Source organism: Xanthomonas sp. LF02-5 (assembly GCF_034105325.1).
Taxonomy (GTDB): domain Bacteria; phylum Pseudomonadota; class Gammaproteobacteria; order Xanthomonadales; family Xanthomonadaceae; genus Xanthomonas_A; species Xanthomonas_A sontii.
In genome coordinates, this window is sequence record NZ_JAXGGF010000002.1 from 351,595 (window position 1) to 365,529 (window position 13,935).

Consider the following 13,935-nt stretch of genomic DNA (forward strand, 5'->3'; position numbering starts at 1 on the left):
ATCGCCCGCCGGCCTGCGCGCAACGCCGCTTAGGCCTCCACCAGCCCCTCGGTCAGCCGTTCGGCCACCCAGCGTTCGGCGAAGCCATCGCCGCGCGCGTTCTCGATGAAGCCGCAATGCCCGCCCCAGCGGGCGATTTCCAGCCGGGCGAGGTCCGGCAGGCGCCAGCTGCGGAAGTCGTCCAGGGGGATCACCGGGTCGTCCTCGGCCATCAGGATGTCGGCCGGCACGCGCAGGCCTTGCAGGCGCTCGCCGGCGATGCAGTAGCTGTCGAAGTAGGCGTCCAGGCTGGCGAAGCCGGCATGGCGCTCGGCCAGCCAGGCCATCAGCCCGCGCATGTCCAGCGCCAGGGTGGCGTCGTCGTAGCCGTGGCGGTCGGGGAACAGTTCGCGCTTGCGCAGCAGCGACTCGCGCCACTTGCGGCGGAAATACCAGTCGTAGAACTGCGGGCCGTTCTCGATCCGCTGCATGGTGGTGGCCGGGTCCAGCAACGGGCACACCGCGGCCACGTGCTGCAGCGGCAGCCCTGCCTCCGGCGCGCGCAGCGCCAGGCGCAGGGCGAAATTGCCGCCCAGCGAGTAGCCGGCCGCCAGCAGGGTCGGCGCGGGGAAGCGCTGCCACAGGTCGCAGGCGGCGTTGACCACTTCGTCCAGGCGCTCGGAGTGGAACAGGTCCACGTTGAGGTGGTGGGTGCCGCCGTGGTCGCGGAAGTTGAGCCGGAACACCTGGTAGCCCAGCGCCAGCATCTTGGCCGCGGTCAGGCGCATGTAGCTGGAGTCGGCGCTGCCTTCCCAGCCGTGCAGCAGCAGCACGGTGCCGCGCGGCGCTTCGCCGGCCGGCACGCTGAGCCAGCCCTGCAGGCGCACGCCATCGCCGCCGTCGAGGATGTGCGAGGTGGTGGTGGCGCCGCTGGCGGCGAGCAACTGTTCGCCACGGCGCACGCGCAGCAGGCTGGAACCCAGTACCGATTGGACGTGCGGGTTGCGCAGCCAGCGAGGGGGGGAGTAATCGGTCGCGTTCATGGGCAGCGAGCTTGCGCCTGTCGACTGGAGTAATCGGTCAAGCGCGGCGTCGACAGTGTCCCGGTGTTCAGGGTTGTGCCATCGCCGTGACGATGCGCGCACGCGAGATCTCGGCGATGCGGCGGCGCCCTTCCACGTCCTGGAGCCGGATCGGCTCCAGGAAATGCACCTCGGCCACCCGCCCCGGCTCGCCGAGCAGACGCAGGAAGTTGGCGAAGAAACTCTCGTGCGGGCCGAACGCGACGATCTGCTGCGCCGAGCCGCCGGCACCGTAGCGCAGCGCCACCGGCTGCACCGCCACCTCGGCCTCGACCGCGGCCTGGAAGATGCGCGCGTGGAACGGCCCCACGTCCTGGCCGCTGCGGGTGCGCCCTTCCGGGAACACGCCGACCGAGCAGCCGGAGCGCAGCCGCTCCAGCATCGCCTGCAACACCCCGCCCAGCGACTCGGTGCTGCCGCGCTGGTGGAAGATGGTCTGCCCGCGCGCGGCCAGCCAGCCGACCAGTGGCCAGCCGGCGATCTCGCGCTTGGCGACGAAGCCCATCATGCGCTGGCTGTGCAGCATCACGATGTCGATCCAGCTGACATGGTTGGCGACGAACAGCACCGGATTGGGCAGCGGCGCGCCGATGCGGCGCACGCGCAGGCCGAAGATGCGCAGCAGCCAGGTCGACCACCAGCAGACCATGCGGTCGCCGAAGGATTCGGTGCCGGCGCGGCCGGGCGACAGCGCCATGCACACCAGCAGGAACGGCAGCGACAACAGCACGTGCAACGCCAGCAGCGGCACGCGGTAGCCGTAACGAACCCAGCGCAGCGCCCCACCGTATTGGCGCATGGCGGGTGGGGAGAACTCGCTCATTCGAACAAGGGTACCGGAAGCGGGGGCCTAGCGGACAATTGTGTCACCCCGAAGACGCGGCCGCAGACACGTCGCCCGTGACCGCCGAGGCAGGGTTCAGCCCGGGACCGGGCTCAGCCGCGGTCGACCACCGCCAGGGTCAGCCGCGACACGCACACCGGCTTGCCGGCCGCGTCCTCGATGTGGATCTCCCACACCTGCGTGGTCCGGCCCACGTGCAGCGGCCGCGCGGTGCCGGTGACCGTGCCGCTGCGCGCGGCGCGCAGGTGGTTGGCGTTGATTTCCAGACCCACGCAGATCCGCCCCGGCTCCACGCACAGGTTGCCGGCAGTGCTGCCCAGGGTCTCGGCCAGCACCACCGATGCGCCGCCGTGCAGCAGCCCGTACGGCTGCCGCGTGCGCGCGTCCACCGGCATCGTCGCCCGCAGCCAGTCCGGCCCGGCCTCGGTGAAGACGATGCCCAGGTGCGCGATCAGGGTGTCGCGGCAATCGGCGTTGAGGACAGCGAGATCGGCAGGTTCGCGAAAGGGCATGTGTTGGACTCCATGCAGGGGAAGAATGTCGAAGTGCCGGGACTCGGGGCCCGGGACCCGGAACCCGGGAGAAGCAAGCGCCAAGGCATGCGCCGCATCCGGGCCGACTCCCCCAACCCCCGACGCACTGCACAGTGATGCGCGCGGCGTCCGCTTTTTGCTTTTCCGGGTCCCGGGCCCCGGGTCCCGGGTCCCGACCTTTCAGAGAATCGGCACCAGCCCAGAGCCGAACGCGGTCAACATCCGCACCAGCAGCCACTTGGGGCCGACGTTGACCTCCGGGAAGTCGCCCACTGCGTTGTAGCAGCGGTGGAAGCCGGGGTCGCGCCGGGTCAGCGGCGCCGGGCAGTCGGGGCCGGGCTGGAATTCGTAGTCGGTGGCGTAGCGCCAGGGCCAGAAGTCCAGCACCGGCAGCGCCTCGGAAACCTTGCCCATGCTGTAGTTCAGGCCCGACAGCACCGGCGGCTTGACCCGCGGCGCCACCACCCAGGAGTTCTCCGGCTCGATGTCGCGGCCGATGCTGGCCGCCAGCGCCTGCGCGAACGCCGGATCGTCGACGATCACCGCGCCCTCGGTGTTGTAGGTCTCGCTGCGCGGGTCGAAGTTGTGGGTGCCGATCACGCCGACGCGGCGGTCCACCACCAGCGACTTGGCGTGCAGGCCCATGCGCGCGCCCTCGCGGGTCACCGGCAGCGGCCGGTTGGCGATGCGCCGGCTCAGGTACGACGGACGGGTCTCGGTGCGCAGCACGCGGCGCGCGACCTGGCTGCCGTCGCCGCGGCTGCCGGACGGCCCGCCACTGCCGCTGCCCAGCAGCGAACTGCGTCCGGCCGCGCTGCCGCCCAGCAACGTGTTGCGCCCGCTGCCGGTATCGCCGCCGCCGTGCTCGCCTGCGTTTTCGCCGCTGGCCGGCGTGGCCGGCACCTCGCCCTGCAACGGCGCCGGCAGCAGGTTGGCGTAGTCCACCGGCGCATCCAGCGGGAACGGCTTGTACTCGTAGATGTCGAAGCCCAGCTCGCGCAGGTTGCGGCGCTTGTACTTGTAGGACAGTGCATACACCACCGGGTTGTCGGTGGCGGCCAGGCTGTTGGTGGCCACCACCACGCGCGGTGGCGGGGTGCGCTTGCGCAGGTCGCGGAAGATCTCCTGCGCCGGGTCCGACAGCACCAGGTACGGCGTCTGCAGGATGATTTCCTGGCGTGCGTCGGCGATCAGCCGGTCGAGCTTGGGCGCGGTGGAGATGGCCTTGGGGCCGTGTTCGCGGCGGTGCTTCTGCGGCAGGTCGGCGACGTAGTCCACATGCTTCACCGGCAACGCCGGCAGCACGAAGGCGTTCTCCACGAAGGCCGGATCGGACGCCTCCTCGCTGACCCGCTGCACCCGCTCCGGGCGCAGGAACTGCGCCGGCGGCATCGCCGGCACGCCCTGGCGCAGCAGCAGCTTGCCGACGTCGTTGAGCCGCGCCACCGGCACGCTGCGCCGGGCCGCCCAGTAGGCGTCGAAGTTGGCGGCCATCGACCGCGCCACCGGGCCGGCGACCAGCACGTCGCGGTCGCGGAAGTTGTACTCGGCGTCCCAGTCGAAATAGTCGTCCTGGTAGTTGCGCCCGCCGACCACGCCGATCGCATCGTCGATCACCAGCAGCTTGTTGTGCATGCGCTGGTTGAAGCGGCGGAAGCAGCACAGCACGCTGGCGGCGTAGTGGAAGTAGTTGGGCTTGGCCAGGCCGAAGGTGGGGTTGTAGATGCGCAGCGAGAAGTTCTCGTGCGCGCCGGCCAGGGCGCCGAGGATCTGCAGGTCGGAGATCGCCGAGAGCTGGTCGATCAGCACGCGCACCTGCACGCCGCGCCGCGCCGCGGCCAGCAGCTCGTCCATCACCAGCCGCGCGCTGTCGTCCTTGTCGAAGATGTAGGTCTGCAGGTCGATGCTGCGGCTGGCGCTGCGGATCAGGTTGATCCGCGCCACCAGCGCCTCTTCGCCGTGGTCGAGGATGGTGGCGTAGTGCCGCGGGGCGCCGTCGCCGGACTGGGCGAAGGCCTTGCCGGCCAGCCCGCGCAGCGGCGAGGCCAGCGCGCAGTGGTCCCCGCGCGTGCAGTCGACCTGGCGGTCGCGCGCGGCCTCGGCGATCGCCACGGCGCGGCCGTGCTGCGCCTGCGACAGGCTCGCGCAGCCGCTGCCGAGCAGCAGCGCCACCACCACCAGCACCCGCATCAATTTCGATATCACCGAGTGGCCGCCTCGGTCAGGCGTGCGCGCAGCACGAAGGTGACCCGGTCGCTCAAGGCCAGATCCCACTTGTCCATTCCGTAACGTCCACGCAATACCGTACCGCGGCTGATGACGTCGCAATCATAGCCTGCGCGGGTGCATGCGGCCGGCATGACGGTCAGCGTCTCGGCGTGGCTGACCCCGCGGATGCTCAGGATGCCGGGGATCGGCCCGCCCTTGCCCAACACCTGCGGCGAGAACGGCTGCGAGTCGAAGGACACGGTGGGGTAGCGCGGCGCGTCGAAGAAATCCTCGCCGCGCATCCAGCCGGTGTAGCGCGGCTTGCCGGGGATTTCCACGTAGGCGGTGAACAGGCGCAGGTGCACCTGATGGCGGCCATCGGGCAGCACGTGCACGGTGCCCTCGTAGCGCGGGAAGAAGCCTTCGATGCGCTGGCCGAAGCGGGTGCGGATCTCGAACCCGAAGCGCGACTGCGCCGGGTCCAGGGCGTATTCGCCGGGCGCCAGCAAGGCCGGCGTCACCTGCGCGTGGCCGACGGCGCACCACAGACACAACGGCAGCAGCGCGGCGCACAGCGCCGGCCGCAGGAACCTGCGCAGCGGGCTCAGGGCCACCAGAACGCGGTCAAGCGCGCCACGCCCGGCTCGATCGCCGCGTCGTGCGGGACCCCGAGTACGGCGACGCTGGCGGTGGGCATGCCGCGGTAGTCGCCGGACTGGCCGCTGTGCATCAGTGCCGCCAGCCGCTCCAGGCCCGGGTTGTGGCCGACCAGCAACAGCCGCTCGACGTCGCGGTGGCCGTCCAGCAGATCGGCCAGGGTGCCCGAGGTCGCCTCGTAGATGCGCGGCTCCAGGCGCTGCTCGACGTAGCCGGTCAGCTCCAGCACCGCCTCCAGGGTCTCGCGCGCGCGCCGCGCCGGCGAACACAGCACCCGGTCCGGCACCAGCCGCTGCTCCAGCAGCCAGCGCCCGGCGGCTTCGGCCTCGGCCAGGCCGTGCGGCGACAGCGGCCGGTCGAAATCGGCCTGGCCGGTGTCGGCCGGTTCGGCGTGGGCATGGCGCAGCAGGATCACTTCTCGCAAAACGATGGTCATCGGTCAGGCCTTCTTGAGCCACTTGAGCAACGGTTCCCAGTCCTGCTGGTGGTCGCGGACCTGGACGGAGTGGTAATCGAACAGGCTGCGGCCCAGCCCCACCAGCACCACGTAGGCCTGGCTGTCGCGCAGCTGCGCCACCACCGGGTAGGGCCATTCGGCGAGCATCTGCAGCGCCTGCTGGGTGGCATTGGTCCAGGGTTTGCTGCGGTTGAGCACCAGCCCGACCGGCAGCTTGCGCTGGTGCACCCGCGGCACCTTGGCCAGGGTGTTGAGGAAGCCGACGGTGGCCTCGATGTCCAGCGCCGAGGGCATCACCGGCACCACCACCGCGTCGGCCTCGTCGAGGAAATGGGTCAGGTCCTCGGCCATGGCGCCGGCGGCGGCGTCGACGATCACCCGCTGCGCGTCGTCGGGCAGCGCCGCGCGCCAGCTGCGCTTGCGGCTGGCGTCGATCGGCAGCACCGCGCTGTCCAGGCCGGCACGGCGTTCGGCCCAGCGGGTCGAGGAGCCCTGCGGATCGGCATCGGCCAGCACCGTGCGCTTGCCTGCCAGCGCGTAGGACGCCGCCAGGTGCGTGGCGACCGTGGTCTTGCCCACGCCGCCCTTGGAGCCGGCCACCAGGATCGTCTTCATGCACGCCTCGCTTCCGGGGGAAGAAGCCGGAGCGTACACCGGCCCTACGTCAGCCGGTAGTCAACGCGCAGCACGCCGCCAGCCGCCGGGCTTGCTATCGTGGCGGCCCCCTTCGCCTTCCGATGCCATGAGCGAGCTGCAGGACCTGGTCGCGCTGATCCGCGCCAACACGCCCCTGATCGTGATCGAGACGCAGGAGGAGGCGCGCATCGTCGACCTGTTCCGGCAGGCCTTGATGCAGGTCTGGCGCGCCCTGCACCGCTGGTCGATCACCGAGGGCCTGCGCCGCATCGACCTGGACCGCGAGGACCCGCCGAGCGGGCCGCCGGACGCCAGCGCGGTGCTGCAGGCGATCAAGCAGGCCGATCAGCGCGGCATCTACCTGCTGCTCGACGTCACCCCATACCTGGGCTACGCCAGCCACCAGCGGCTGCTGCGCGACATCGTCGAGCGCCGCCACTGCCAGCCGCACGTGCTGGTGCTGATCGGCACGCGGATCGAGCTGCCGGCCGAGCTGGAAGCGCTGGCGACCCGCTTCAATCCGCGCCTGCCCGACGCCAACGCCCTGCTGAAGATGGTGCAGGAGGAGGCGCTGGGCTATGCGCGCGAGTTCGGCGGACGCCGGGTCGAGGTCGACGGCGACGCGGTCAAGCAGATCCTGCGCAATCTGCGCGGGCTCAGCCTGATCGACGCGCGGCGCATCGCCCGGCAACTGATCTACGCCGACGGCGCGCTCACCGCATCCGATCTGCCGCAACTGGCCAAGCTCAAGTTCGAACTGCTCAACCGCAGCGGCCACCTGCAGTACGACAACGATGCCACGCGCTTCGAGGACGTGGCCGGTGCGCGCCGGCTCAAGCAGTGGATCGCACAGCGCCGCGCGGTGTTCGCCGGCACCGCGCCGCCGGGGCTGGACCCGCCCAAGGGCGTGCTGCTGCTCGGCGTGCAGGGCTGCGGCAAGTCGATGCTGGCCAAGGCCACCGCGGCGGGGTTCGGCGTGCCGCTGCTGCGCCTGGACATGGGCGCGCTGTACGCCAAGTACCACGGCGAGACCGAGAAGAACCTGCGCGACGCGCTGGCCGCGGTCGAGCAACTGGCGCCGTGCGTGCTGTGGATGGACGAGATCGAGAAAGGCCTGGCCAGCGGCGGCGAGGACGGCGGCGTATCGCGGCGCGTGCTCGGCACGCTGCTGACCTGGATGGCCGAACGCGGCAGCGCCGACGGCAGCGCCGCGGTGTTCATCGTCGCCACCGCCAACCAGGTGCACGAGCTGCCGGCGGAACTGCTGCGCAAGGGCCGCTTCGACGAGATCTTCTTCGTCGACCTGCCCGACCCGCAGACGCGGGTGGAGCTGTTGCGCCTGCACCTGACGCGGCGGCAGCTGCATGCGGACGCGTTCGCGCTGCCGGCCTTGGCTGCCGCCGCCGACGGGTTCTCCGGTGCCGAGATCGAGCAGGCGATCGTCTCCGGGCTGTATGCCGCGCACGCCGAACAGCGGCCGCTGGATACCGAGCTGCTGATGCAGGAGATCCGCACTACCCGACCGCTGTCGGTGCTGATGGCCGAACAGGTGCAGGCGCTGCGCAGCTGGGCCAGCGGGCGGACGGTGCCGGCGGATTAGTGGCGGGCGGTTGGTGACAACGGGCGATGCCGCTATGCGAGGCTGCGCCCGACCCTCACCCCAACCCCTCTCCCGGGGGGAGAGGGGCTTTGATTTCTCCCTTCTCCCGTCGGGACCACGGCCCCCTTTTTGGGGGAAGGTGCCCCGCAGGGGCGGATGAGGGTACGACGCGCACGCCATGCCAGATCCCACCGGTCCAGGTACCGCGCCACGGCGCAGGCTCAACGCAACGCCCCCAACAACCACGCCCACGCCGGCAACGTCACCAGCGACAGCAGAATCCCGTAGCCGACCAGGGCCGCGGCCAGGCGCGGCGCCAGGCGATGCGAGATCGCCAGCAGCGCGGCGGTGATCATGGTCGGCATCGCCGATTCCAGTACGTTGGCCTGCAGCGCCTGCCCGCGCAGGCCCAGCGCCCACGACAGCGGCCAGGCCAGGGCCGGCAGCGCCAGCAGCTTCAGCACCAGGCCGGCGGCCAACGGCGCCAATTCTTCGCGCGGCAATCGCAACTGGATCGAGAATCCCACCGCCAGCATCACCAGCGGCAGCATCGCGTCGGCCAGGTGCTGCAGGCCGGAGGCGATCCACGCCGGCGGCTGCGCCGGCATCAGGGTCAGTGCGAACAGCAGCGCCCACAGCGGCGGGAACCGCGCCATGCGCAACAGCGTCTGCCGCGGCGACGGCGGCGCCTCGCCGCTGTAGCGCGCCAGCACGTACAGGCCGAAGCTGGACAGCAGCACAAAGGTGCCGAACTGGTCGTAGACCACCGCATACGGCAAGGCCGCCTCGCCGAGCAGCGCGCGCACCATCGGGTAGCCGATGAAGCTGGAATTGCCCAGCGCCACGCACAGCAGCAGCACCGCCTGCTGATCCCGGCGCAGCCGCAACGGCCGGCGCAAGCCCAGCATCGCCAGCGCGCTCACGCCGGTCAGCAGCCACGGCGTCAGCATCAATCCGAGCAGTTCCAGATTGAACTGCAGGCGCGGCACGTAGATCAGCACCGAGGCCGGCAGGCACAGGTACAGCACCACCCCGTTGAGCACCTCGGTGGTGTTGGCCGGCAGGACGCGCTGACGCGCGAACAGCTTGCCGAGCGCCAGCATGACCAACATCAGGGCGAACGCATCGAAAGCCATCGGCACAGCACGAAATCAGCGGGTACGCGGCATCATCGCATGGCATGCGCACGCAGGCCGTCGAGGCATCGCGCGACCGAAGCCGCACCAGGCCTGCGCCCAGCACGGGCCGGCGCTTCGCGCAGGCGCGGCGACACAGTGCGCTGCGCGACCGGCCACACCCGGACCCTAGATTGCGCCGGCCACCCGCGCAGGCCGCGTCGTGCTCCTGGACCCGCGTGCCTCAGGGCCAGGCCGGCGGCGCGGCCTTCCAGGCGGCCTGCACCTCCGCCAGGGTCGCGCGCTCGTCGTCGCGCCAGGCCGGCAGCAACGCCGCGAAATCGGCATTGGCGCCCCACTTGTCCGGCCAGGTGCGCGCCGCCGCGGCGTACCACTTCACCGCCTCGTCCTTGCGCTGCAGGCGCCACAACGTCAGCGCCAGGGTCGGCGGCAGCCAGTCCGGCGCCGCCGGGCGGCCGTTGACCAGTGCGCTCCACTGCGCCAGCGCGCGCGCCGGATCACCTGCGCGCAGCAGGTCCCAGCCATAGTTCCACTGCACCTGGCGCCGCTGCACGCCGGCGGGCAGCGCATGCAACGCGGCCTGATACAGCTGTTCGCCCAGTTCCTGGCGGCCGCCGGCCATGGCGATGCCGGCCAGCTGCGCGCGCGCCTCGTTGGCGTTGGGATCGCGCTGCACGGCACTGGCCAGACGATCCACCAGGGCCTCGCCGCTGCCGGCGATGGCGGTGACCGGACGGGTGGTGCCGCGGTCTTCGTCGAAGTAGAACTCTTTCGGTGCCGGCAATGCCTGCGCCCGCACGCTGGCCGCGGTGGCCAGGCCGATGCAGGCCAGCATCGCGGCCACTGCGTATGTGTATGCCTTCACTGCTGCAATCCCCTGGAGTGATCCCCTCACCCGGGTCCCATCCTACCCCGCCACGGCCGGCGTGGACGAGAACGGGTGCAAAAATCGCCGCTGATACAATCGGGGCGATCGCGCGCGGCAGGCGCTGCGCGCCCGCCAGCCTTCCATTTCCGGGCAAGCCATGAACCGCATCGCCGATCCGCGTCCGTCGTCCTCCCTCGCCGCAGCGGCCGCCGACGGCGTGGACACCCGCTATACGCTGGAAGACAAGTACACCCGCACCGATGGCCGCATCTATCTGTCCGGGGTGCAGGCGCTGGTGCGGCTGCCATTGATGCAGCAACTGCGCGACCGCGCCGCCGGGCTGAACACCGGCGGCTTCGTCAGCGGTTACCGCGGCAGCCCGCTGGGCGGTTTCGACCTGGAACTGTGGCGCGCGCGCAAGCATCTGGACGCGGCCAACGTGGTGTTCAAGCCCGGACTCAACGAGGACCTGGGCGCGACCATGGTCTGGGGCACGCAGCAGACCAACCTGTTCCCCGGCGCGCGCGTGGATGGCGTGTATGCCATGTGGTACGGCAAGGGCCCGGGCGTGGACCGCTGCGGCGACGTGTTCAAGCACGGCAACGCCGCCGGCACCTCGCGCCATGGCGGCGTGCTGGCGCTGGCCGCCGACGACCACGCGTGCCGCAGCTCGACCCTGCCGCACGGCTCGGAAGACGAGTTCGTCAGCGCGATGATGCCGGTGCTCAATCCGGCCGGGGTGCAGGACATCCTCGACATGGGCCTGCTCGGCTGGGCGATGAGCCGCTACACGGGGCGCTGGATCGGCTTCAAGACCATCGCCGAGACGGTGGAATCCTCGGCCTCAGTGCAGGTGGATCCGTTCGCGCGGCAGATCGTGCTGCCGGAGGATTTCGACCTGCCGCCGGGCGGCCTCAACATCCGCTGGCCGGATCCGCCGCTGGACCAGGAAATGCGCCTGCATCGCTACGCGGTGCGCGCGGCGCAGGCCTTCGCCCGCGCCAACGGCATCGACCGCACGGTGATGGATGCGCCGCAGGCGCGGCTGGGCATCGTCACCACCGGCAAGAGCTACCTGGACGTGCTGCAGGCGCTGGAATACCTGGGCCTGGACGCGGACGCCTGCGCGCGCATCGGCATCCGCGTGTACAAGGTCGGCATGACCTGGCCGCTGGAGCCGCTGGGCATCGCCGCGTTCGCGCGCGGGCTGCAGGACATCGTCGTGGTGGAGGAGAAGAAGGCCTTCATCGAGCGGCAGATGAAGGAACAGTTCTACAACTGGCCGGCCAGCGCCGGCCCGCGCCCGAGCATCGTCGGCAAGTACGACGAGGCCGGCGAATGGATCCTGCCGTCCACCGGCGAACTGACCCCGGCCACCATCGCCGGGGTGATCGGCCGGCGCATCCTGCGCCTGCCGCAGTCGGCCGCGGTGAACACCGACTCGATCGAACAGCGGCTGCGCTGGATGGAAGCCAAGGAAGCCGAGATGGCGCTGCCGCGCGCCAACTTCCCGCGCGTGCCGCACTATTGCTCGGGCTGCCCGCACAACACCTCCACGGTGGTGCCGGAGGGCTCGCGCGCGCTCGGCGGCATCGGCTGCCACTACATGGTGACGTGGATGGACCGCGCCACCGACACCTTCACGCACATGGGCGGCGAAGGCGTCACCTGGGCCGGGCAGGCGCCGTTCACCGACACCCCGCACGTGTTCCAGAACCTGGGCGACGGCACCTATTTCCACAGCGGCTCGCTGGCGATCCGCCAGTCGATCGCCGCCGGCGTCAACATCACCTACAAGATCCTCTACAACGACGCGGTGGCGATGACCGGCGGGCAGCCGGTGGACGGCACCCTCAGCGTGCCCGACATCGCCCGGCAGATGCGCGCCGAGGGCGTGCACACCATCGCCCTGGTCAGCGACGACATCGGCAAGTGGACGCGACGCCGCGAGCTGTTCCCCAGCGAGGTGGACTTCCACGACCGCAGCGAGCTGGACGCGGTGCAGCGGCGGCTGCGCGAGGTCAAGGGCACCAGCGTGCTGATCTACGACCAGACCTGCGCCACCGAGAAGCGGCGCCGGCGCAAGCGCGGCAAGCTGCCCGATCCGCCCAAGCGCGTGCTGGTCAACTCGCTGGTCTGCGAAGGCTGCGGCGACTGCGGCGAGAAGAGCTTCTGCGTGTCGGTGCTGCCGAAGGAGACCGAATACGGGCGCAAGCGCCAGATCGACCAGTCCAGCTGCAACAAGGACTACTCCTGCGTGTCCGGGTTCTGCCCCAGCTTCGTCACCGTGCACGGCGGGCAGCCGCGCAAGGGCCGCAAGGCCGACGCTGCGGCGCTGCTGGAGCAATTGCCGACACCAAGCTTCCGCAGCGACCTGAGCCAGCCCTGGAACATCCTCATCACCGGCGTCGGCGGCACCGGCGTGGTCACCATCGGCGCGCTGCTGGGCATGGCCGGGCACCTGGAGGGCAAGGGTGCCAGCGTGCTCGACCAGACCGGCCTGGCACAGAAGGGCGGCGCGGTCACCACGCATATCCGCATTGCGCGCCAGCCCGAATACCTGCACGCGGTGCGCATCGCCGCCGGCGAGGCCGACCTGGTGCTGGGGTGCGACATGGTGGTGGTCAACGACTACTGGGCGCTGTCCAAGGTGCGCGGCGATCGCTCGCAGGTGGTGCTGAACAGCTACGAGGCGATGCCGGGCACCTTCACCACGCACCCGGACATGCAGTTCCCGGCCGCCGAGATCATTGCCGGCGTGCGCCTGGCGCTGGGCGGGCGCGATCCGCTGTTGCTCGACGCCACACAGCTGGCCACCGCGCTGCTCGGCGACGCCATCGCCAGCAACCTGTTCATGCTCGGCTACGCCTGGCAGCAGGGCCTTGTGCCCTTGTCGCACGCGGCGCTGATGCGCGCGATCGAACTCAACGGCGCGGCGGTGGCGATGAACCAGCAGGCCTTCGCCTGGGGCCGCCTGGCGGCGCTGGACCTGCCGGCGGTGCGACGCGCGGCGGGTCTCGCCGATCCGGCCGCGGACGAACGCGAACGCCTGGCGCCGGGGCTGCAGCAGCTGCCACCCGGCGAGTGGGAAGGCCACGAGGCCGGCGCCAGCGCCGCGCCGCGCAATCCCGCCAATCCGCGTCCGGCGCGCGAGCTGCCGGCCGCCGCCGACAGCGGCGAGGCCGGCCACGCGCCGCTGGACGACAGCCGCCTGTCGCGCTCGCTGCACGAGTTGGTCGCGCGCCGCCACGCCTTCCTGGTCGACTACCAGGACGCCACCTACGCCGCGCGCTACACCGCGCTGGTGGAGCGCGTGCGCGCTGCCGAGCAGCGCGTGGCGCCGACCTCGACCGCGCTGACCGAAGCGGTGGCGCGCTACGCGTTCAAGCTGATGGCCTACAAGGACGAGTACGAGGTGGCGCGGCTGTACACCAGCGGCGCGTTCGCGCAGCAGTTGCAGGCGCAGTTCGAGGGCGACTACCGCGTGCGCTTCCACCTGGCGCCGCCGCTGCTGGCGAAGAAGGACGCGCAAGGCCGGCTGCGCAAGCGCGAATACGGCCCGTGGATGTTCACCGCGTTCAAGTGGCTGGCCAAGCTGCGCCGCCTGCGCGGTGGCGCCCTCGACGTGTTCGGCTACAGCGCCGAGCGGCGCGGCGAACGGCAGTTGATCGCCGACTACCTCGCCACCGTGGACGAACTGCTGCAGCGGCTGCAGGCGGACAACCTGGCGCTGGCGGTGCAGATCGCCAGCATTCCGGAGCACATCCGCGGCTACGGCCACGTCAAGGAAGCGCACCTGCACGAGGCCAAGCAACAGGAAGCGCGGCTGCTGGCGACCTGGCGCAATCCGAAGGCGCTGCATATCGTGCAGGCGGCCTGAGCGGGAGACGAACGCCTGCCGCCGTGCAGCGGCGGCGCAGTGGCGGCATCGGGGG

General features: G+C 71.0%; 11 protein-coding genes. 2 read left to right on the forward strand and 9 right to left on the reverse strand.

Going from position 1 to position 13,935, the window contains the following annotated elements; translation table 11 throughout:
* Window positions 1-29: 29 nt before the first annotated feature.
* The 7 genes from SLW52_RS07630 to SLW52_RS07660 form a co-directional block, all read right to left on the reverse strand.
* Window positions 30-1,022 carry an alpha/beta fold hydrolase gene (locus SLW52_RS07630; protein ID WP_320739888.1) on the reverse strand — a complete coding sequence of 331 codons (993 nt, stop codon included), beginning with the start codon at window positions 1,020-1,022 and terminating at the stop codon, window positions 30-32.
* 67 nt (window positions 1,023-1,089) lie between these two features.
* Window positions 1,090-1,884 carry a lysophospholipid acyltransferase family protein gene (locus SLW52_RS07635; RefSeq protein ID WP_019801786.1) on the reverse strand — a complete coding sequence of 265 codons (795 nt, stop codon included), beginning with the start codon at window positions 1,882-1,884 and terminating at the stop codon, window positions 1,090-1,092.
* Between the two features lie 113 nt (window positions 1,885-1,997).
* A complete protein-coding gene (locus SLW52_RS07640) occupies window positions 1,998-2,417 on the reverse strand; it encodes a hotdog fold thioesterase (RefSeq protein ID WP_017908098.1) in 420 nt (139 codons plus the stop codon).
* Window positions 2,418-2,618: 201 nt separating this feature from the next.
* A complete protein-coding gene (locus tag SLW52_RS07645) occupies window positions 2,619-4,640 on the reverse strand; it encodes a phospholipase D family protein (RefSeq protein ID WP_320740081.1) in 2,022 nt (673 codons plus the stop codon).
* Window positions 4,640-5,194: a YceI family protein gene (locus SLW52_RS07650; RefSeq protein WP_223875706.1), complete on the reverse strand. Its 555-nt coding sequence runs from the start codon at window positions 5,192-5,194 to the stop codon at window positions 4,640-4,642. The genes SLW52_RS07645 and SLW52_RS07650 overlap by 1 nt, the downstream gene beginning before the upstream one ends.
* Window positions 5,195-5,250: 56 nt before the next feature.
* Window positions 5,251-5,727 (reverse strand): histidine phosphatase family protein, encoded by a 477-nt coding sequence (locus SLW52_RS07655; protein WP_010340932.1) that lies wholly within the window; start codon window positions 5,725-5,727, stop codon window positions 5,251-5,253.
* A gap of 15 nt (window positions 5,728-5,742) precedes the next feature.
* The gene (locus SLW52_RS07660) at window positions 5,743-6,375 is read right to left on the reverse strand and encodes a ParA family protein (RefSeq protein ID WP_017913046.1); all 633 of its coding nucleotides are present in this window, start codon (window positions 6,373-6,375) and stop codon (window positions 5,743-5,745) included.
* 127 nt (window positions 6,376-6,502) lie between these two features.
* Between SLW52_RS07660 and SLW52_RS07665 the strand changes: the two genes are divergently transcribed.
* Window positions 6,503-7,996 carry an AAA family ATPase gene (locus SLW52_RS07665; RefSeq protein WP_152237342.1) on the forward strand — a complete coding sequence of 498 codons (1,494 nt, stop codon included), beginning with the start codon at window positions 6,503-6,505 and terminating at the stop codon, window positions 7,994-7,996.
* A gap of 221 nt (window positions 7,997-8,217) precedes the next feature.
* Here SLW52_RS07665 and SLW52_RS07670 read toward each other — a convergent pair whose 3' ends face one another.
* Together SLW52_RS07670 and SLW52_RS07675 are read right to left on the reverse strand one after the other, a co-directional pair.
* A complete protein-coding gene (locus tag SLW52_RS07670) occupies window positions 8,218-9,132 on the reverse strand; it encodes an AEC family transporter (RefSeq protein WP_017913048.1) in 915 nt (304 codons plus the stop codon).
* Window positions 9,133-9,355: 223 nt separating this feature from the next.
* Window positions 9,356-9,967, reverse strand: coding sequence for a tetratricopeptide repeat protein (locus tag SLW52_RS07675; RefSeq protein WP_152237351.1), 612 nt, complete (start codon window positions 9,965-9,967; stop codon window positions 9,356-9,358).
* A 190-nt stretch (window positions 9,968-10,157) separates the two neighbouring features.
* On the opposite strand from SLW52_RS07675, the gene SLW52_RS07680 reads away from it, so the two are divergent.
* Window positions 10,158-13,880 (forward strand): indolepyruvate ferredoxin oxidoreductase family protein, encoded by a 3,723-nt coding sequence (locus tag SLW52_RS07680; protein WP_320739889.1) that lies wholly within the window; start codon window positions 10,158-10,160, stop codon window positions 13,878-13,880.
* The last annotated feature ends 55 nt before the right edge of the window (window positions 13,881-13,935 follow it).

Coding starts and splice junctions, on each gene's coding strand:
- SLW52_RS07630 (WP_320739888.1), bottom strand. CDS start 1,022: ATGAACGCGACCGATTACTCCCCCCCTCGCTGGCTGCGCAACCCGCAC.
- SLW52_RS07635 (WP_019801786.1), bottom strand. CDS start 1,884: ATGAGCGAGTTCTCCCCACCCGCCATGCGCCAATACGGTGGGGCGCTG.
- SLW52_RS07640 (WP_017908098.1), bottom strand. CDS start 2,417: ATGCCCTTTCGCGAACCTGCCGATCTCGCTGTCCTCAACGCCGATTGC.
- SLW52_RS07660 (WP_017913046.1), bottom strand. CDS start 6,375: ATGAAGACGATCCTGGTGGCCGGCTCCAAGGGCGGCGTGGGCAAGACC.
- SLW52_RS07665 (WP_152237342.1), top strand. CDS start 6,503: ATGAGCGAGCTGCAGGACCTGGTCGCGCTGATCCGCGCCAACACGCCC.
- SLW52_RS07670 (WP_017913048.1), bottom strand. CDS start 9,132: ATGGCTTTCGATGCGTTCGCCCTGATGTTGGTCATGCTGGCGCTCGGC.
- SLW52_RS07675 (WP_152237351.1), bottom strand. CDS start 9,967: ATGCTGGCCTGCATCGGCCTGGCCACCGCGGCCAGCGTGCGGGCGCAG.
- SLW52_RS07680 (WP_320739889.1), top strand. CDS start 10,158: ATGAACCGCATCGCCGATCCGCGTCCGTCGTCCTCCCTCGCCGCAGCG.